Below are 17,470 nucleotides of genomic sequence, written 5' to 3'. Positions count from 1 at the left end.
GATCACCGCGTTCGGCAGCCTCGGCCTTCAGGTGAGTGGGACTCAGTCGTGTTGGCCGAGATTGGTGCGCACGATCATTTTGCCGATGTTCTGTCCGCGCATCATGTCGAGGAATGCGTCGGCGGCGTGGTCGATTCCGTCGACGACTGTCTCGTCGTACGCGATGCGGCCGTTGCCCAGCCCTTCGGTCATGAGCCGGCGGAACTCGGGGGCGAGGGCGAGGTGGTCCGCGACGGTGAACGGTTCGAGCGTGAGCGACCGTGCGGCTACGTTCGCGAGATGGCGCGGGCGGCGCGCCGGTCCGGACGTGTTGTATTCGGAGATCGCACCGCACAGGGCGGCACGGCCGCCGTCGTTGAGGGCGGCCAGGGCGGCGTCGAGGTGGTCGCCGCCGACGTTGTCGAAGTAGACGTCGATGCCGTCGGGGGCGGCTTCGGCCAACTGCGCGGCGACCGGAGCGTCCTTGTAGTTGAACGCCGCGTCGAAGCCGTACTTCCCGGTGAGAAGGGCGACCTTCTCGGCCGAACCGGCGCTGCCGATGACCCGGCCCGCGCCCAGGATGCGGGCGAGCTGGCCGGCGGTGGAGCCGACCGCGCCCGCCGCACCTGACACGAAGACCGTGTCGCCGGGGCGCATGCGCGCCACGGCGGTCAGGCCCGCGTAGGCGGTGAGGCCGACCAGACCGAACATGCCGAGGTGGAGCGAGAGGGGTACGCCCGGAGCCTCCGGCACGATGCGGAAGCCCTCGGCGTGCTCCTGTGCCACGTCGCGCCAGCCGTACTCGTGCAGGACCCAGGTGCCCACGGGCAGGTCCTCGGAGGCGGAGGCGATGACGCGGCCGACCGCGCTGCCCGTCATCGTCTCGCCGAGGGGGAACGCCCAGCCCGGAACGTCGCTCATCCGCATGCGCATGTACGGGTCGACGGAGACGAATTCATTGACGACGCGGACGTGTCCCGGCTTGAGGGGGCCGTAATCGACCTGGACGGTGCGGAAGTCCCGGGGCGTCGGCCACCCGTCGGGGCGCGAGACGAGCTGGATCTGGGTGCTGGTGATCTCTGACAAGGGTCCTCCCGGTGTCGGGTTGTTGGTGGGGGTGTTCAGGGGGGGGTGAGGGCCACGTCCGGGTTGCCGTGGTCAGTCGGCTCGGTCGTGACCGGGTGCAGGCCGCGGCCGCTCCTCGTTGGTGCAGGCCGCGACCCGTGCTCGGGGCCGTTCGGAAGTGCGCGGCAGAGCCGGGGCCTGTCCTACAGTCCGGCGAGGAATTCCAGCAGGGCCTTGTTGAGCTCCTGCGGCTTCTCGTCCGGAAGCCAGTGGCCGGCGTCGGCGATGACGATCGGCTCGCGCGCCTGCGGGGCGACCTCCGGGAAACGCTGCATCGCGGTGCGTCCCCACAGGGTGGCGATGTCGCGGCCGCCGCCGACGAACAGCGCCGGCACCTCCAGCGGCCTGCCCTCGTAGGGCGCCAGCAGCTCCCAGTTGAGGTCGAGGCAGTGGTAGTAGTTGAGCGGGCCGGTGAAACCGGTGCGCTCGAACTCGGCGACGTAGAAGTCGATGTCCTCCTGCGTGAGCCAGTCGGGCAGGTCGTCGGGCATCGGCGTCATGCCGTCGCGCATCCCCACCCCCGGCGGCATGCACACGGCTTCGCGCAGCATCGCGGCCAGGGCCTGGTCGGAGAGCTGGGTGAAGTCGACAGCGGCCGCCTCGGGCGGCTGGGGCGCCGAGGCCGAGAAGCTGTAGAGCGCGCCCGTGAGCCAGGCGGCCGGATCGGAGTGGAACTCGCGGTCGGCAACGCCCGGCGAGGTGAAGTACTCCTGGTACCAGAGCCGCCCGGGTCCGGCGATCTCGCGCTCGACCTCCGAGGGGCGGCGCTCGCCGAACGGGTTGCCCGGCAGCGCCATCTGCCCGCGCCCACCGAAGGGCACGCTTACCCCCACTACGGCGCGGAAGACGTCGGGCCGCGTCCACGCCGCCGACCAGGCCACGGCCGAGCCCCAGTCGTGGCCGACGATCACGGCCTGCGACTCGCCGAGTGCGTGCACGACGCCCACGCAGTCCGCGACCAGCTCGGTGATGCGGTAGTCGTGGACCGCCGTGGGCTTGGATGTGCGCCCGTAGCCGCGCATGTCGATGGCGACGGCGCGGTAGCCCGCGTCCGCCAGCGCGCGCAGCTGGTGACGCCACGAGTACCAGGACTCGGGGAAGCCGTGGGCGAGCAGTACCAGCGGCCCCTGCCCGGCCTCGACCGCGTGCACGCGGATCCCGTTGGCGGACAGCGTGCGCTGCTTGAACCGCTCGTCGTCCAGGGCACTGAATGTGGACGTTTTGCTCATGGCGTTCTCTTTCCTGGCGCCGGACGTCGCGCCCGGTACCGGCATGGGCGAGGTGGAGGTGCTCCGCTACGGCGGCCCGGCGCGTCCGCGAGGAAGCGGAGCCGGGAACCACGAGCTAAACTGTAACCATGATAGTTACAGTGTAGTCAAGTCGGTTACACTTTGAGGCGGGGCGGAAAGACATACAGCGCCCAGTGACGACCGACGGAAGGAAACCGCAGGTGAGCGCGAACAGCCGCATGAGTCTGGCGGTGCACGTCCTGACCTGGCTGGCCTACGACCGGCGCGGCACCGACGCGGAGATCGGGACGTCGCAGCAGATCGCGACCAGCGTCAATACCAACCCCGTTGTCATCCGACGCTGCCTCGGCCAGCTGCGGGACGCGGGACTGGTCACCGTCAGCCATGGCAGGAACGGCGGGTGGGACCTGGCCCGGGCCGCCGCCTCGATCACCCTGCTGGACGTCTACCAGGCGATCCCCGACGAACCCGTCTTCGGACTGCACTCCTCGGAACCGAACCCGGAGTGCTGCGTCGGCTGCAACATTCAGCCCGTCCTCACCCACGTCTACGACCGTGCGACCGAAGCTCTGCGCAAGTCCCTGGCACAGACCTCCGTCGCCGACGTACTGCGCGACACGCTCGCGCTGTTTCCCTCCGATGCCATCCCGCGCGTGGCTCTTCGGAACTAGGTGACGGCATGAGCGCGCCGCAGGTCGGTGCCCGCTGACTCACCGTGGAGCGCCGCCATGTCCTCCTGGACGTGCTCGCCGACGCCGGTCCGTCGATCGTGCCGGTGTGGTCGACCACCGACCTGAACGAGGGCCTGCTCTGGTACGCGGCACTCGAAGGAACAGGCGTAGAGGGGATCGTGGCGAAGCCACTGCGAGGGGTCTACAAGGCGGGCCGGATCTGGGCAAAGATCAGGCACGCGGACACAGTCGACGCGGCCGTGGTCGGGTTCCCCGGCAGCACCCGGCACCCGAAGGCGCTCGCCGTACGGCTGCCCGACGGACGGGTGGCGCTGTCCCAACGGCTGACCACAGCGCTGTCTTCGATCGTGGCCCCGCGCCTGGTCCCCCAGGCCGGGCGGGCGTTCACGAAGGCCGGCGACTCCTACACGCCCGCCGTCGGCGACGTGGTGGTGGAGGTCGTGGCGGGCACGACCCGGCACGCCGTCGTCACCGTGGTCCGGCTGCGCTGACCGGTGACATGTGGCAGCTGGGAAACTCTGAGCGGGCGGCGAGAGAGACTTGGCAGAATTCGGCGGGTGGGAACAGCACAGCCGACATCGCGGCAGCACCTCATATCCCAGGTACTGCTCAAAGAGTTCACGATGCCCGAGCCGAAGGGCGGCAGCCGGCAACTGCTCCCGTTCGACCTGCACAACCCGCAACGCGTGCACAAGCGGATGCCCACCAGCCGATGCGGCTGGGAGGAGAACTTCGTCGCCGTCGACTCCCCATCCGTTGAAGCCCTGTGGGGTGATGTGGAGAGACGCGTGCCCGCGGCGCTCGCCGCCGTGCACGCCGGAACTCCGTTCGCCGACCCGCGTCATGTGGCCGTGCTGCGCGACCTGATCGCGCTCCACTACATCCGGTCGCTCCACTACCGCGATGCGCACACCGGCGCGGTCGAGCGGGCCCGCACTCGGCTGGCCGCCAAGGTGATCACCCAGTACCCGGAGCAGCTGCGCCTCGAGGCACTGCGCGAGACGGGCCTATATCTGTCCGGCCCGGCTGCCCTGGGCGCCTTCACCCAACGCCTCATCGAACGGTCCACAGAGAGCGACAAACTCTTCCGCACCCGCATTGAGGACGACTTCCACAAAATGCGGGACCTGGCGTCGACGCGACGGCTGGAGGTGATCACGCCCGAGACCGGCCAGTTCCTCATCGGCGACAACCCGGCCCTGACCCTGTGCGCGAAGGGAGACCGCACCATCTACGGCATGCCGTTCGAGGACGCCCAGACCCTCCTACTTCCCATCAGCCCACGGCACATGCTGTCCCTGGGCACCGAGGACGTCAGGCTCACCGTCCCCCAGTCCTTCGTCGACCGCCTCAACGCCGTGCAGGTCCACACCGCCCACCGCTACGTCTACATGCACCCCGAGAGCGACCTGGGACCGTTCGTGGAACGCGCCGCACAGCGACGACCGGCCGGGGACCGCACCACGTGACAGGCGATCGTCATCGCTGTACCTCTGTGAAGACCTTCGGCGGCACGTGGGCCGAAGCATCCGAGCCGACCGGCTGCCTCAAGTCCAGGTAGCAGCGCAACCGTACACCGGGCTCGCCCGCGTCGCGGGTCGTGTGCTCCGCTGTCGCCGTCGCCCACCGGTCGGCGAGCAGCTGCTGGAAGGCCAGGGCGGTGGCGTCGTCGGCGGCCGCGACGTCGACGACGACCAGGCCCGGCTCACTCACGTGCACCTCGTTGATCGGATTCATGTACGGCACTAAGCCCGGGCGCCCGGGGAGAGTTCCGCCGCTGCGGTGTCTTCACCCGACCGAGCGGCAGGCCGTCAGGGGCTGTCGCCGCCCCAGTCCCAGCGGCCGGGTCGCCGGGGCGCGGGTCGTACAGGGCTCGCCCACCGGGGCCGAACTGACCGAGCTCCGTGGCGAGGGAGACACCGTCGTCGATCTCCTCCGGCCTCCAGCCGGTGATGTCGAGCAGCAGTCCGTCCAGCGGTCCGCCGACCAGTTCGGCGTAGCTGCGTCCCGGCTTCGGGCCCGGGTGGTCGTGGTCGGTGCCGTAGATCCGGCCGCGCAGCAGCTGCTCATCGTCGCTGTCCATGTCGTCCAGCCTCGCAGCCGCCACCGACAACGACGGCTTGCCCAGGCGGTCCTGGGCAAGCCCTCGCGCTGCCGGGTGGCTTGCCCGGGTCAGCTGCGCCAGCGTCCGAGCCAGCCGCCGGCCTTCGAGGCCTGCGCCGCCGCCTCCTCCTGGCGCTCCTGCTCCTGGCGCTCGCGTTCGGCCTGTTTGGCCTGCCGCTCCGCCTCGAGCGCCCTTGCCTTGCAGTCGTCGCACAGGTGCGGGTGACTGTCCCCGCGGCCCCAGTCGACCGCGATGCTGGCCTTCCACCGGTCGTCGGTGAACTTGCTCCCGCAGTCCGCGCACGCCGGACGCTGAGCCTCACGTTCGGCTGCTTCCTGCGCGAGACGGCGTCGCGCCTCTTCGGCGCGGCGTGCGAGGGCAGCGTCCCGGCGGGGGTTGCCGATCGCGTCCCAGAGGTTCTGCCGGTCCTCGCGGCCGAAGCGCCAGAACGCGGGCCCGGCCGGGCCGTGCTCGCGCAGCAGCTCCAGCGTGGTCGCCACGATCGGCATCTTCCCCTTGTAGAGGTGGAAGCCGTCGGCCGCTTGGCCCTGCCAGTGCTCGCGGGTGAGGGCAGCGACCTTCTTCATCTGGCTCAGGGCGGGCCGCTTGCCGACCTGGTTGAAGACGAGCAGGACCGGCGGGTGCGTCGCGTCGCCCCTCTGAGGCTCGGGGCGGAGGTCGACTTCGGCGACGTGCACGTCATGCTCGCAGGCAAGATGACCAAGGTCTATCTGTTCTCGATGCGGCTGTCCTACTCCTGCAAGGCAGTGCACCGGGTCTTCGCCTCCTGCGGCCAGGAGGCGTTCTTCGAGGGGCACATGCAAGCCTTCCGGGGGACGAAGACGTTCACCGATCCGCGACTCTGCGCGGCCATCGTCGACCGCCTGACCTTCAACGGCGCCATCATCCAGACCGGCACCGAGTCCTACCGCCTCGCCCACACCAAAGCCCAGGCCGAACAGGCCGAAGCGAGCTGACGCAACGTTCAGAACACGTTGATCGCAGCCGGTGCCCGCTCCGCGCGAGTCAAGGCGCGCAGCACCGCCACTTGGCCATGACGCCGGACGGCAAGCCCGGTCAACAGCGCAACCACGGGATCGAGGGCAGAGCCTGGAAGCTCCGGAGCACCGAGGCCCACACTGACCGCCAGGTCATCCATATGCACAGCGAGCTCGACCATCCGGGTCACGAGGAAATCGTCCAGGCTCAGCGCCCACCCTGTCTGCGGCATGAACACCACCCAGTCGCCATGCACCTCCTCAAGGCCGGTTCGCTGCTGGTCGAGCACGGCATGGACCCGCTCGACCAGCCGCCGCACGCCTTCGGACGAGATGTCTTCACCCTTCGCTCGAATCCCGGCGCTGATCTCGTCGTCGAGCGGCGCGTCGATCCACCCGGCCCGCGCATAGTGTTCCGACACAGGGATGGGTTCCTGCTCAGAGGCAGGCCCCTCCAGCGCCGGATCCACGCTGAAGATCTGATACGCGAGGTGGCCGGCCAGACCACCGACAGTCCACTGCGCCAACGCGCTGGACTTCTCCCACGAGGCCGCCACTTCCGGTGCGTCCAGCAACGCTACGGCCTGCGCGGCGGTCTCCAAGTAAGCGTTCCTCAGACTCACAAGCCCCCCAAGATCCGTCCGGATCCCAACATTACGCAGTACCGCCGAGGGGGGAGGCCCGATGCCGCTCGACCGTCCACGCAGCGCACTCACATCGAGAGGACACAACGGCTCAAATACCTCGCATTGCGATACGCGAGCGTGCTGAGTGACATCAAAAGGCACTGACATTGATCAAGCCGACACCTCCCTGGGTGACTCCCGAAGTCACCAACAAACGACTCCCGAAGAAAGGCTCTGGTCCACTTGGTGTGGCGAGGCCACGCGGGGTAATCAATGGGCGATTGAGGGGCATGGCCCTTGTGTCAGAACGGCGGGTCGTCGCTGTGGCCGCCACCTGTCCAGTTGCCGTCCCAGGAAGCGCGGGCGGCTTTGAGGCGGGCGTAATGCTCGTGCGCCGTGGTGTCGGACGCGTTCTTCAATTCGCGCGTGTCGTGGCCCCACACTCTCAGCGCGTCCAGGGCGCGGTCTCGGTGGCGCCGGTCAGTGCTGGTAGCCAGTAGGCGTCGGGCGTGGTCGGCCAGATTGGCTTGGTGTTGGGCAAGGAGGGGGTGCTCGATGAGAGGAATAGCAGTGACCAGGGCGGAGTGGCGGACGGCGGCGTCGTTATGGCCGAGCAGGGGATGAACAGCGGAGAAGATCTCCGGGCGTGCGTCCCGAAACGCCCGCATCGCCTCGTAATCGTCCAGGAAACCCCTGTCGAAGACGCGTTCGCCGGTGGCGACGCACTCGTCGTCGGCGTCATAGGCGGTGTCGCCGAGCCAATCGAGCAACTGCACAAGAGTTGGGTGGTGCTGTGTGCCCTCGTCGGTGCTGTCGTCGCCCGCCGTGATGGCCGGATGGTTGAGAATGGACGCGACGAAGAGCGCCACGGGCACGGTGGCTTCGTAGATGCTGTTCTGGTGGGTCACGGGCCCCAGCGCAGCCTGTAGAGCGGACTCCCTGATGACCGGGTCGGGGTCGGTGAGGAGTGTCAGCGCCGCTGGCAGTTCTTCGCCGGTCCCGCAGGCTGTGGCGAGCGCCCCCCAGTTCGTGCTGTCCAACAGTGCGTGCAAGGACGGGAGGGCGACAGGGGGAGGCTGCTCGTTCTGGCTGCTGCTGTGGCTCACGGACTGAGGCTATTGCGTTGACGAGCCAGAGTTGAGCGCAGGGGTCACGTGTAAAGCAGGACGCGTTTGCGGAGAAGTTCGAATCCTGCGCGGTCGAACATCTGACGCTTGAGCATCTTGATCCGGTTGACATGGCCTTCCACCACTCCGGAGTTCCAGGGCAGCGTGAGGCCCGCGGTGACGGCGTCGAGGTCGCGTTCGAGGTGCTGGGCGAAGTGTCGAAGACTGGGCAGGTCGGTAGTGGCGGCGGCCGCTTCGATCCAGGTCGGCAACTGATGGCCGCGAAGGTGAGCGATCATCTGGCCGAAGGAGCGCACGTGCTCGGAGAGTGCTGTCAGTTCAGGGCAGTTGGCCAGTACGGCCTTGAGCTGGGTCCGGTCGCTTTCGGGCAGGGCGTCGGGGTGGGTGAGAAGCCAACGCGTGACGGCACGGGCCGATGGCGGGCGAGGGCCGGCCGGTTGGGGCTTGCTGCGAAGGTTGTTGCTGACGTAGGCGCGGACGCCTCCGTAACCGCGGGGATAGCCCTGTTCCTTGATCTCCTCCCATAGTTTCCAGGCATTGGTGCAGCCTTCCTGCCAGCGCTGATCGAGGTAAGGCTTGTAGGCATCGAGCCTTGTCGGACGGTTTTGCCACTGCCCAGTGAACATCTCCTCCGGGGTGGCGGCGCGCGAGAAGCGCAGGATCGTGTTGAGCGTCATGCCGAGTTGCCGGGCGACGGACCGCTTGCTGTGTCCAGCGGCGAGCAGAGCGTGGATGGTGGCGTGCTTGGCGCGGGTGCGTTCGGCGAATCGGTGTCCTGTGGGCCAGGGCGACGACGCGTCCGGTTCCGCCTCCTCCTGGGGCTCCTCCGGCTGTTCCGGCGTGGGGCGCAGGCAGTCGCGGTGCCGGTGGACGCACTTCTCGACGGCTTCGCCCAGGTTGTGCCAAAGGTGCCACCGGTCGGCCACTTGCAGGGCCTGCGGGGCACCGCGGGTGGCGCCGTCAGCGAAGAAGGTGGCGCGGTCGCGGCAGACGATCTCGATGCCGGGTCGCTCGGCGAGCCAGGCCGCGAGAGTGTCGGCCTCCCGGTCGGGCAGGAGATCGATCGGACGACGGGTTTCGACGTCGACAAGCACAGTTCCGTAGATCTGGCCCTTACGCTGGGCGTACTCGTCCACTCCGACCACTCGCGGCGTGACACATGGCGGGTCCGGGAGCGAGGCGATCAGCCGCAGCAAGGTATTGCGGCTGGCGGGCGCCCCGAAGACGTCTGTCATGCGGGCCCCAGCCCGGCCTGCGAGCGCGAGGCCGACCGATATGAGCGTTGATCGCAGCCGTTCCGTCCGCCGGGCGAACCGGCGGGTCAGTCCCGGCACCTGCTCGACGAACGTCCTGCGCGGACAAGAGCTCTCCGCGCAGAGGAACCGGCGCACCCTCAAAGAGACCACCACGGACTTGCCCGCCGTCGGCAGATCACGGGGAAACCGCAGATAGGAACCATGTATTCGCCCTGACAGGCTCCCGCAGCCCGGGCAGGCCACCTGCCGGGCAGTGCTCGCTGCCGCCACCCGGACGACCATGCCGGCCGTCTCGACCGACTCCACCAACACGTTCTCCAACGAGGAGAACAGCAACTCTTCGAGTTGCGGCCGTACTTCGTTCACCGGGGCAGCACTGTCGACCACACCGCACACCGGGCAGGCGACTTTCGGGCTATCTCAGCCACCGTCACGATGAGATCGACAGTCACGCTGCGTACGCGGCCACACCAAGTGGACCAGAGCTCGAAGAAACCGGCACAGCCACGAGCAGGCCGACGACATCGTGGCGAAGCTGGAGGCCGGGGCGGTGGCCGGCGCCCACACCTGGAACTCCGAGAGCAGCGCCCCGCACGGATCCGAGCAGCGCTTCGAGGACGGCTGGCACGCCGGAGTCCGCGACGTCGCCAGCTACCTGCTGCGCATCGCCGACACCACCGCCACCACGAGGCGGGGGCTCGCCGCGTCCAGCGTCATGTTGGTCACCCACCTTCAGCAGCCCGCCTCCCCCGCCCCGCAGGAGACTCCGGTGGAGGAACCGGCCCCGGCGCTGGACGCGAAGGACGTCCTGGCGGCCGCGGAACGCTTCCCGTGGGCCGTGGCCGCACCAGGCGAGCGTCACTGGCCGGACGGCGGTGACTTCCTGGACGTCGCTCTGAGCGCGGTGCGCCCCGAGGAACGCGAGGGGTACATCGAGCGCCTGGAGACGTTCGTGGAGCAGCACCACGCCCGCCTGGAGGAGATGCTGCGCACGCACGGGCCGGGCAGCAAGCCCGCCTCGCACGGCCGGTACGCGCTGATCGGACAGCCCGAGACCCTGGTCATCGTGGAGCGGATGGAGAGCGCCCCGTTCCTCCTGCGCGGCCAGTGGGAGAAGGAACTGGAGACGGTCTTCCTGGACGACCTCGAGTTCGTGTGGGACCGCGCATCCGCCTCAGCCGGTGAGCAGCAGGAACGAGCAGCGGGGCCGGGCAGGATGATCCTGTCCGGCCCCGCTGTCGTCGGTCAGCCGAAGTCGAACGTCTCCTGGGAGAAGTCGGCCGGCGCCGGGGCGGGCGTGGGCGCCGGTGGGCCATCCGGGCCGGCGGCCTTCCAGCGTTCGGCCAGCTCGTCCTTCCAGCCCTTCGGCGGGGGCCACGGCACGCCCCAAGCGGCGAGCTGGTCTCGCTTCCAACCGCCGGCGGGCGTGCGAGCGGCTTCGATCTCTTCGGGTGAGGGGAGGTACGTCATAGATGGTGAGCGCTCCGTGTTCAAGAGTTGTCCCGCAATGCGGTGACGGAAGACCGACAGGTCAGATGCCTTGCTCAGAGGGAGCCACCCCTCGGGCATGGGAGAGCTCGCAAGCACGGGAGGTTGAGCGCCGACGGGCGCGTAGTACATCTCGGCACGTTCTTCCCACACGGTCGACTTCAAGGCGACCTGCTCGTCGAACACTTCCTGTCGAAGTTTCAGCATCCCGGCCTCGTTCAGTGCCCGGACAAAATTAAGGAGTTCGATTGTGCCGACCATCGCCCAGGCCACCAGGGGCACAGCGGCGCGAAACCGATCGCGCAGTCCGAAGGTGTCGCCTTCCTTGCGTCGCTCTGGATCGTGATGCACCACGTCTCCGTAGATCCAGGCCATGGCCAGCCCATGCGCATCGAGGTCACGCTCTTCGCCCGTGGACGTGTCAGCGACCATGACCCAATAGCCGGATTCGTCGCGCGTGGAGGGGCTTACCCGTGTCCGCCACTCAGCGCGTGCGGCCCGTATCCACGCCGCATCTTGTGGCGCTGCTCGACAGGTGTAGCCCAGAGCCGAGAGCGCCTTCATGTGAAAACAGTCCTCCTGCTCCAGCAGAATTGGCCTGATACGCGCTGCCGCAGATTCGACCACTTCCTCGGGCGGGAGCTCGTACGAGATCCGGACCTCGCCGCGGTCGACACGGACGTTGATGCTCATGCGGGTCAGCTCGACAAGGGCGTCCCAGTCGGCGGCCAGCGAATGCTCCTCCACCCTGCGGGCCCTCAACACGAAAGCTTCCAGCAAGCGCTGGTGCTTCTCGTCAAGAGTTTCCGTCTGCCCGCGGCTCACGCTTCCCCCCTCGCATCGATCGCTTCCAGCATGACGTGCCTTCTCCGTCGTAGCCATCCAATACGCCGGGCTGGTCCTTGCCAGAAGGAGAAGCGCGGCTGGTCGGGAGGCGTGCCCATCTCAGCGGCGCAGGCGCGAGAGCCAGCCGGTGGCCTTCTGCTCCGGCACGGCCGGCTCCTGCTCCTGCTCCTGGCGCGTCGCGTTCGGCCAGGCTTCCTCCCAGTCGGTCCCATGTCGCTGGTCGCAGTCCCCGCACAGGGTCGGACGGGCCTTTCGGAGGGAGGCGTCCCAGCCAGTGCACTCCACCGCCTGCCATCGCTCGTACGTGAACGCTGCCTTGCACTCGGTGCAGCGAGGACGGCGGGCGTAGCGCATGAGGGCATGCTGTATGGATCTCCAGGGCCTCAGCTCTTGCCGGCCCCGCTCAAGAACAACTCTTCGAACCGCTGATACTCGCGGCGCAGGCTGCCCTTCCCTGTGTAGGCGGCGTGCGTTGCAAGGAAGAGACGCGGTCCCGCCCAAGCACCGTTCGACCACAACTGGATCAACCATGCCGGAGCTGTGCCGATGTCCTGGGACAGTTCAACCCACACCGCCGTGTCCGCAGCATGCTCGCCGTGAGCCATCGACGAGCCGCTCGTCCAGGCGTACCCCTCGATGCCGATACGGCGCTCAAGGTTCTCGCTGAGCCAGTCAATCGAAAGGGGTGTGATCTCGGAGGTGCGACGGCCCCTCTTCACAGGCCAGCCCCGGTCCTTGGCGTAAGCCAAGATGTCGCTGATGTCCTTCGCAGGATCGCGGTTGGTCCCGTGCGCGTCATCCACGTCGCCGTCGTTCTCAACGAGCTGGTCGGCATCGGTATCGCCGCCGAGCATTTTCCTGAGACGGATACCTGCCGAGAGTCGTGCGAGGCGACGCGTCAGGGCACGTTGCAGGCGCTCGTCAGTGCTGATGGTCGGGTCGATTACCGCTGTAGCCCACAGACACGCCTCGAAGACACCACGCGCGACCGAGACCGCGCCCATCAGCGATTTCTCTGCACGAAGCAGGACGGCGAAACCCCGAAGCTGATCGGCGGCGCTGAGGATGTTGACCGCTGATTCATACCGGAGAACCGTTGCGGCTGGTTCGGCGCGGTCACCGAGCATGACGTCCGGGACCTGCATGTCCTCTCGCGCCGGGCTCTTACGCTCCGATTTCCAAGGCTTGAGGCCCAGTTGCGTGAAACCGTCGGCTATTTCGTCGACCGCTGCCGCAAGCGCGTCGCGACGCGCATGTGCCTCCTGTCTGCCTTGGCGCAACTGGACGAGGATATCCATCGCCCACGCCTCGCTGTCCTTGCTCGTATCGCCTTCGCTTGTCACACGCCACACCCTGCCAGATGGCTCTGACCAGGAAGTAGCGCTTTCCGTCCCGTGCTCCTTCGCGGCGACCGCTACAGGGTGGTGGCCTCCTGGTTCAGCTACGACCACCACGGCGACTTCGATGACGGCCTGCACATCTTCCTCGAACCGGTCACTGAGGAAGACGACCGGCTCCGGCACCTCGCCCCCGACTACTTCCGGCAAGAGCCCGACGCCTGAGCACCGCAACCACAAGGCGCCCCTCCACCCGGCCCGGGGAGGGGCGCCTTATTAACGCCTCACGAAATCCTGGTCCGGCTGCGGGCCCGGGTGGTCGTGCTCGGCGCCGTAGCAGCTACTCGTCCTTACAGTCCATCCGTTCGGCCTGGCGGCTGCCGTCGGCAGCCTGCTCCGGTCTCGGTCACCTGCGCAAGCGTGAGAGCCAGGTTCCGCCGGCCTTCTGCTCGGGCACGGCCTGGTTCTGCTCCTGGTCGCGCTCCCCCTGCCGGTGACTCACACCCCAGGTCTGCTCCAAGTCGGACTCGAACGGCTGGTCGCAGTCCCCGCACAGAGACGGGCGCTTCGCTGGGGAATGGCTCCAGCCGACGCGCTTGGTCGCCTTCCATCGTTCGTCGGTGAACGCGGCACCGCAGCCGGTGCAGACGGGGCGCTGGGGGTTGTTCCAGAAGTCGTCCGGTCCTGCCTCGTCGCGTACCGGCTTCTGGCGCTCCTGGGTGTCAGCCGCTGGGATGACGGCGGCGCTGGCCTTCTGCTTGCAGCTGTCGCACAGGTGCGGGTGGGAGTCCTTCGGGGTGCCCCAGTCCGTCGCCTTTGCCGCCTCCCAGCGTTCGTCGGTGAACTTCGCCCCGCAGCCGGTGCAGACGGGACGACGGGCTTCGCGCTCGGCTGCCTGCTTCGCCGCCTGCTCCTGGGCCGCCCGCCGAACCTGTGCCTGGTACTCCTCCTGTCGGACCCTGGCCTCTTCTCGGGCGCGGGCATCGGCCGCCTCGCGGCTGGGATTGCCGATCGCTTCCCACAGGTGCTGCTTGTGGTCACGGCCGAAGCGGAGGAACACGGCGCCAGTCGGACCGTGCTCGCGCAACTGGTTCAGGCCGGTCGCGATGATCGGAATCCTCCCGTCGTAGGCGTGGAAGCCCGTATGCCGCTGCCCCTGCCACAGGTGACGGGTCAGCTCTTGCAGGCGCGGGATGGTGCGGTTGGGGTTGCGCTCGCCGATGCGGTTGAACACCAGCAGGACGGGCGGGTGCGTCTTGTCGCCGGACCAGGTTTCCGGCGCGCGCCAGCGGGTGCGCCACATCGGGCGCTCTTTGCCGTCGGTGTCCTTCACCTTCCGCTTGAAGAACCGGGCGTACTTCTCCAGCTTGTCGGCGAGTTCCTCCGCGGTCTCGTGGCAGTTGTCGACCTCGATGAACAGCAGCGGCACACCGTCCTGCGGAGCGGTGAGCACGATGTCGGCCTGGGCGCCGCCCTTGCCGGGCGCGTTCCACGTGCCGGTGGCGGGCAGCGACACCTCGGTCCAGTACGAGGCGATGGTGCCGATGCCGTCCGGTGCGTCGACGGCGGCCTGGGCGGCGGCCTGGACGTGCGGCGGGTCGACGATGAGCCTGGCCATGTTCGGCTTCGGGCGCAGCATCGCGATCACCGTCTCGTTGACGGCCATCGGGTGGGAGGCCCCGCTGGAGCCCGCGCCGCGCGCGGTGGAGCCCATCTCCGTCACCGGGCGCCGCAGCTCGTAGGAGGCGGCTTGCAGGCCCTTGGTGGTCAGGTTCCGCAGGGAGTCGCCCGTCTCGGTGGAGCCGCCGTTCTCGGACAGGCCGTGCTTGCGCATGTCGGAGAGCGCGGCGGTGTGCGAGGCGGTGCGGGCCTGCTTCTGCTTCGACGGGGTCTCCTTGTCGGCGTGCCGGAAGGTCAGGTGCGGGGCACCGATCCGCTGGATCTGATCAGCCGTGGCCACCTTCAGTGCCCCGAGCACGCGCAGCACGTCGCCGCGGTAGTTGTTCGTCGATCCCGCCGGGTTGTTCTTCCTCTTCCCCGCCATCAGCTCTGCTCCCTCGTTGCTCGCGACCGGCCGCCGGCCAACCGCCGCCGCTGCTGCCGCTGGCCCCGCCCGGCCTGGGAGGGCGTCCGGGCCCCCCGGAACCCGATGCTCTCCTCCACTACGGACAACAAGAGGGGAGAAGAGGGTTGTGACGGCGCAGTTTTCGCGCCGATTGCGGCCCTGACAAGGGGTTTTCCTCCGGCCTGGGGTGCCGGGCACCAAAGGGGGTTCCCAAGGGGCCTTCGAAGGGGGCAACCAGGGAGCCCCCTTGGGCTTGCCCGCCAGGGACCGGCCTTCCGGGGTGATCGGCCCGAGCGGTGCCACTGCCGGGCCCTCGGGTAGGTGGTCGTCATCGTCTCGTCTCCTTCGCTGCCCTGGCCGGGGCGGTCGTTGCGAAGGAGCAGCGTGCGGGTGACCCCCTTGTCCGCGGTCTGACCGTGGCCGGTAGCAGATGTGGTCAAGGAGAAACACGGTCGCGGGCGGGGCGGTAGCAGAGGTGGACAAGGGGTCATGGTCGGGCTCGTGGTCGGGCCGACCACCCTGGACAAGGGGGCCCGGTTTGGCCCTTGCGGCCCCGATTCGCCGGTTTCGGCTCGCGGGGAGAGTTCTCTGGCCTCTGTCCACAGGCTGGCGGGCCGACCCTGCTGGGACGTCGCCGTGATCGGCACGGCGCCCGTACGTCAGGAGCTGCCCATGTCCCCGATCGTTCCCTCGCTGCCCCCCGCACCTGGTCCAGCTCGGCTTCGACTACGTCCTGGCGGTGGAGGCCGGAGACGACGCCACCGCGGCGCGGCTCGCGCCCGAGGTGGAGCAGCTGCCGGGATTGCTGCCGGGCATCGCGGAGCTGGTCGTCTTCCCCGTGACCGCACTGTCCGACGACTCCGACCCCTGCGCCGACTCCTTCGTCCTGGACAAGGTCGGCGTCATCTACCTGATGGCGATCCGCGAGTGGGCCACGCACGCCCCCGCGACTGCCGCGCCGGGGATCGCCCGCACCATCGCGCACTTCGTCGGCCAGGTCCTCGCCGACGCCCCCACGGACGCCGTCCAGGCTCTGCAGGCGCTGCGCGATGAACAGGTGGCGCGGGCCCGTGCGGTGGTGGAGAACGTGGTAGCTCTGCACCGCTGACCGCACCACCGCACCGGGTGGGTGCGCACCGGTGCGGTGAGCGCACCGATCCGGTGCGGTGGAGGCGCACCGAGCCCATCCGGTGCGCCTCCACTCGGTGCGGTGGTGCGCGCACCGGTGCGGTCGGTGCGCGGGAGTGGTGCGCACCGGGTGGAGGCGGTGCGGTGGAGTGGGCCCGGGTGGAGGCGGTGCGTTTCTCCTTGATGTCGTCCACTCCACTCGGTGGGCTCCACTCGGTGGAGTGGATGCCGAGCACGGTGTCGTCCACTCCCAGGCGGTGGACTCCACTCGGTGGAGTGGAGCCCACCGCATCGTCGGTGCGCACCACCGCACCGGGTGCGCGCCATCGGGTCCACTCAGTGGCCGGCATCCCGGCCGCGGTGCGGTCCGGGTTGCTGTGGGCGGTGCGCCTGCTGGTCGTCCTCGCGCACCGGGTGCGGCATCTCGGCGTCGTCGCGGCGCGCGTAGCGGTTCATCGTGGTGTGGGCCCGGTCGGCCGCCTCGGTGAACGCGTCCTGGAGATGACGCAGGCGTTCGGCGGTGAGATCGAGGGCTTCCACGTCCGTGCGGGATTCCCGCAGGGCCCGCAGCGCCTTCAGGCAACGGGCTGCGCTCGCCCACCAGTTAGGCCATCTGGTTGGCCACACAGCACGCCCCTAAGGTGTGCTCATGCTGCATGGACCTAAGGGCTGGTACGCGATCTACGAGGAACCCGCACCATTTGGGTGAAAAGTGCGAATGGTGGAGGCGTGGCATCCGGAAACTGGTGACGCGCTCGTAGTGGGTAAGCGGGGCCTGACCCCGGCCGCCGACCTCCCTGGGTGGCGTTGTCACGTTGTTGGCTGTGACTGCCTGACGGCGCGTCGGGGCAGGGTGGGCTTGGGAGGGGGGCCTGTGCTCAGGCCGCGGTGGCAAGGCCGGCGACGCCGGTGATCTGCTCCCAGATGGCGAAGCGGACGGTCATCTCGGCGCGGTAGTCGTGGGCGGGCATCAGATGGCGGCGGGGCCGGAAGTGGGGCGAGATACCGCTGAACGCGGACAGGAACCGCTGGGCCCCGCCCACGGAGCGGAAGCCCTTCATCGCCCGTTCACGCTGCCGGGTCGACTGGTGGCTGTTCTCCGCCCGGTTGTTCAGGTACTTCGACTGGCGGTGCTCGGCGCAGGGCATGACCTCGCGATGAGCCGCGCCGTACGAGCGGAGCTTGTCGGTGACGACCACCCGCGGCACCGCACCCGTCCTCTTCAGCAGCCTGCGGAAGAAACGCCTGGCCGCAGCCTTGTCCCGCCGGTTCTGCACCAGGATGTCCAGGACATTGCCGTCCTGGTCGACGGCCCGCCACAGGTACTTCTGTTTCCCGTTGATCTTGATGAAGATGAACCGCTCCGGGACCCGTGGAGGCTCTATGCGTTGACTCCAGCCGCCGGTCGGGGCTGGTGTTGAGCGTAGTAGTTGGTCTCGAACTCGTGGG

At 68.7% G+C, this 17,470-nt stretch carries 19 protein-coding genes and 1 pseudogene; 7 read left to right on the top strand and 13 right to left on the bottom strand.

Translation table 11 applies throughout. The features are described from left to right. Positions 1 to 42: 42 nt before the first annotated feature. Together ACGFNV_RS45340 and ACGFNV_RS45335 are read right to left on the bottom strand one after the other, a co-directional pair. The gene (locus ACGFNV_RS45340; RefSeq protein WP_393631390.1) at positions 43 to 1,065 is read right to left on the bottom strand and encodes an NADP-dependent oxidoreductase; all 1,023 of its coding nucleotides are present in this window, start codon (positions 1,063 to 1,065) and stop codon (positions 43 to 45) included. A 182-nt stretch (positions 1,066 to 1,247) separates the two neighbouring features. Further along, on the bottom strand, positions 1,248 to 2,333 hold the full coding sequence (locus tag ACGFNV_RS45335) for an alpha/beta fold hydrolase (RefSeq protein ID WP_393631388.1): 1,086 nt from the start codon (positions 2,331 to 2,333) through the stop codon (positions 1,248 to 1,250). Positions 2,334 to 2,554: 221 nt separating this feature from the next. Here ACGFNV_RS45335 and ACGFNV_RS45330 point away from each other — a divergent pair, with 221 nt between their 5' ends. From ACGFNV_RS45330 to ACGFNV_RS45320, 3 genes are read left to right on the top strand one after another with little or no spacing between them, the layout of a single operon-like run. Next, on the top strand, positions 2,555 to 3,025 hold the full coding sequence (locus tag ACGFNV_RS45330) for an Rrf2 family transcriptional regulator (protein WP_393631387.1): 471 nt from the start codon (positions 2,555 to 2,557) through the stop codon (positions 3,023 to 3,025). A 44-nt stretch (positions 3,026 to 3,069) separates the two neighbouring features. Continuing rightward, a complete protein-coding gene (locus ACGFNV_RS45325) occupies positions 3,070 to 3,537 on the top strand; it encodes a hypothetical protein (protein ID WP_393631386.1) in 468 nt (155 codons plus the stop codon). 3 nt (positions 3,538 to 3,540) lie between these two features. Next, complete coding sequence (locus ACGFNV_RS45320; protein WP_393631384.1) at positions 3,541 to 4,515, top strand: DUF4238 domain-containing protein; 975 nt, start codon at positions 3,541 to 3,543, stop codon at positions 4,513 to 4,515. A gap of 10 nt (positions 4,516 to 4,525) precedes the next feature. Here the strand turns inward: ACGFNV_RS45320 and ACGFNV_RS45315 are convergent, their stop codons facing one another. The 3 genes from ACGFNV_RS45315 to ACGFNV_RS45305 form a co-directional block, all read right to left on the bottom strand. Further along, positions 4,526 to 4,759, bottom strand: coding sequence for a DUF6207 family protein (locus tag ACGFNV_RS45315; RefSeq protein ID WP_393631382.1), 234 nt, complete (start codon positions 4,757 to 4,759; stop codon positions 4,526 to 4,528). Then, positions 4,752 to 5,129: a hypothetical protein gene (locus ACGFNV_RS45310; RefSeq protein ID WP_393631381.1), complete on the bottom strand. Its 378-nt coding sequence runs from the start codon at positions 5,127 to 5,129 to the stop codon at positions 4,752 to 4,754. Before ACGFNV_RS45310 ends, ACGFNV_RS45315 begins: the two co-directional genes overlap by 8 nt. An 89-nt stretch (positions 5,130 to 5,218) precedes the next feature. After that, the gene (locus tag ACGFNV_RS45305) at positions 5,219 to 5,848 is read right to left on the bottom strand and encodes a hypothetical protein (RefSeq protein WP_393631379.1); all 630 of its coding nucleotides are present in this window, start codon (positions 5,846 to 5,848) and stop codon (positions 5,219 to 5,221) included. Between the two features lie 123 nt (positions 5,849 to 5,971). Here ACGFNV_RS45305 and ACGFNV_RS45300 point away from each other — a divergent pair. Beyond that, positions 5,972 to 6,127, top strand: a pseudogene (locus tag ACGFNV_RS45300) (ATP-binding protein); the annotation flags it as partial. A gap of 8 nt (positions 6,128 to 6,135) precedes the next feature. On the opposite strand, the gene ACGFNV_RS45295 reads toward ACGFNV_RS45300, so the two are convergent. From ACGFNV_RS45295 to ACGFNV_RS45285, 3 genes are all read right to left on the bottom strand, one after another. Beyond that, positions 6,136 to 6,750, bottom strand: a complete 615-nt coding sequence (locus tag ACGFNV_RS45295) for a maleylpyruvate isomerase N-terminal domain-containing protein (protein WP_393631377.1) — start codon at positions 6,748 to 6,750, stop codon at positions 6,136 to 6,138. Between the two features lie 326 nt (positions 6,751 to 7,076). Further along, the gene (locus tag ACGFNV_RS45290) at positions 7,077 to 7,880 is read right to left on the bottom strand and encodes a hypothetical protein (protein WP_393631375.1); all 804 of its coding nucleotides are present in this window, start codon (positions 7,878 to 7,880) and stop codon (positions 7,077 to 7,079) included. 44 nt (positions 7,881 to 7,924) lie between these two features. Further along, positions 7,925 to 9,523, bottom strand: coding sequence for an ISL3 family transposase (locus tag ACGFNV_RS45285; protein WP_393631373.1), 1,599 nt, complete (start codon positions 9,521 to 9,523; stop codon positions 7,925 to 7,927). Positions 9,524 to 9,683: 160 nt separating this feature from the next. Here ACGFNV_RS45285 and ACGFNV_RS45280 point away from each other — a divergent pair, with 160 nt between their 5' ends. Further along, a complete protein-coding gene (locus ACGFNV_RS45280) occupies positions 9,684 to 10,673 on the top strand; it encodes a hypothetical protein (RefSeq protein WP_393631371.1) in 990 nt (329 codons plus the stop codon). Between the two features lie 917 nt (positions 10,674 to 11,590). Here the strand turns inward: ACGFNV_RS45280 and ACGFNV_RS45275 are convergent. Further along, positions 11,591 to 11,845 carry a hypothetical protein gene (locus ACGFNV_RS45275; protein ID WP_393631369.1) on the bottom strand — a complete coding sequence of 85 codons (255 nt, stop codon included), beginning with the start codon at positions 11,843 to 11,845 and terminating at the stop codon, positions 11,591 to 11,593. Positions 11,846 to 11,874: 29 nt separating this feature from the next. After that, on the bottom strand, positions 11,875 to 12,834 hold the full coding sequence (locus ACGFNV_RS45270) for a hypothetical protein (protein WP_393631368.1): 960 nt from the start codon (positions 12,832 to 12,834) through the stop codon (positions 11,875 to 11,877). Between the two features lie 51 nt (positions 12,835 to 12,885). Here ACGFNV_RS45270 and ACGFNV_RS45265 point away from each other — a divergent pair, with 51 nt between their 5' ends. Further along, positions 12,886 to 13,053: a hypothetical protein gene (locus ACGFNV_RS45265; RefSeq protein WP_393631366.1), complete on the top strand. Its 168-nt coding sequence runs from the start codon at positions 12,886 to 12,888 to the stop codon at positions 13,051 to 13,053. A 181-nt stretch (positions 13,054 to 13,234) separates the two neighbouring features. Here the strand turns inward: ACGFNV_RS45265 and ACGFNV_RS45260 are convergent, their stop codons facing one another. Next, positions 13,235 to 14,872, bottom strand: a complete 1,638-nt coding sequence (locus ACGFNV_RS45260) for a replication-relaxation family protein (RefSeq protein WP_393631364.1) — start codon at positions 14,870 to 14,872, stop codon at positions 13,235 to 13,237. A 760-nt stretch (positions 14,873 to 15,632) separates the two neighbouring features. Between ACGFNV_RS45260 and ACGFNV_RS45255 the strand changes: the two genes are divergently transcribed. Next, positions 15,633 to 16,001: a hypothetical protein gene (locus ACGFNV_RS45255; RefSeq protein ID WP_393631362.1), complete on the top strand. Its 369-nt coding sequence runs from the start codon at positions 15,633 to 15,635 to the stop codon at positions 15,999 to 16,001. A gap of 356 nt (positions 16,002 to 16,357) precedes the next feature. Here ACGFNV_RS45255 and ACGFNV_RS45250 read toward each other — a convergent pair whose 3' ends face one another. Both ACGFNV_RS45250 and ACGFNV_RS45245 read right to left on the bottom strand, forming a co-directional pair. Further along, positions 16,358 to 16,561, bottom strand: a complete 204-nt coding sequence (locus ACGFNV_RS45250) for a hypothetical protein (RefSeq protein WP_393631361.1) — start codon at positions 16,559 to 16,561, stop codon at positions 16,358 to 16,360. Positions 16,562 to 16,899: 338 nt separating this feature from the next. Continuing rightward, positions 16,900 to 17,470: IS6 family transposase (locus ACGFNV_RS45245; protein ID WP_393631359.1), on the bottom strand; the 571-nt coding region annotated here is incomplete at its 5' end.

Source organism: Streptomyces sp. NPDC048751 (assembly GCF_043198595.1).
GTDB lineage: Bacteria > Actinomycetota > Actinomycetes > Streptomycetales > Streptomycetaceae > Streptomyces.
The sequence above is the reverse complement of the archived record's forward strand: the minus strand, read 5'-3'. Positions and strand labels throughout refer to the sequence as shown.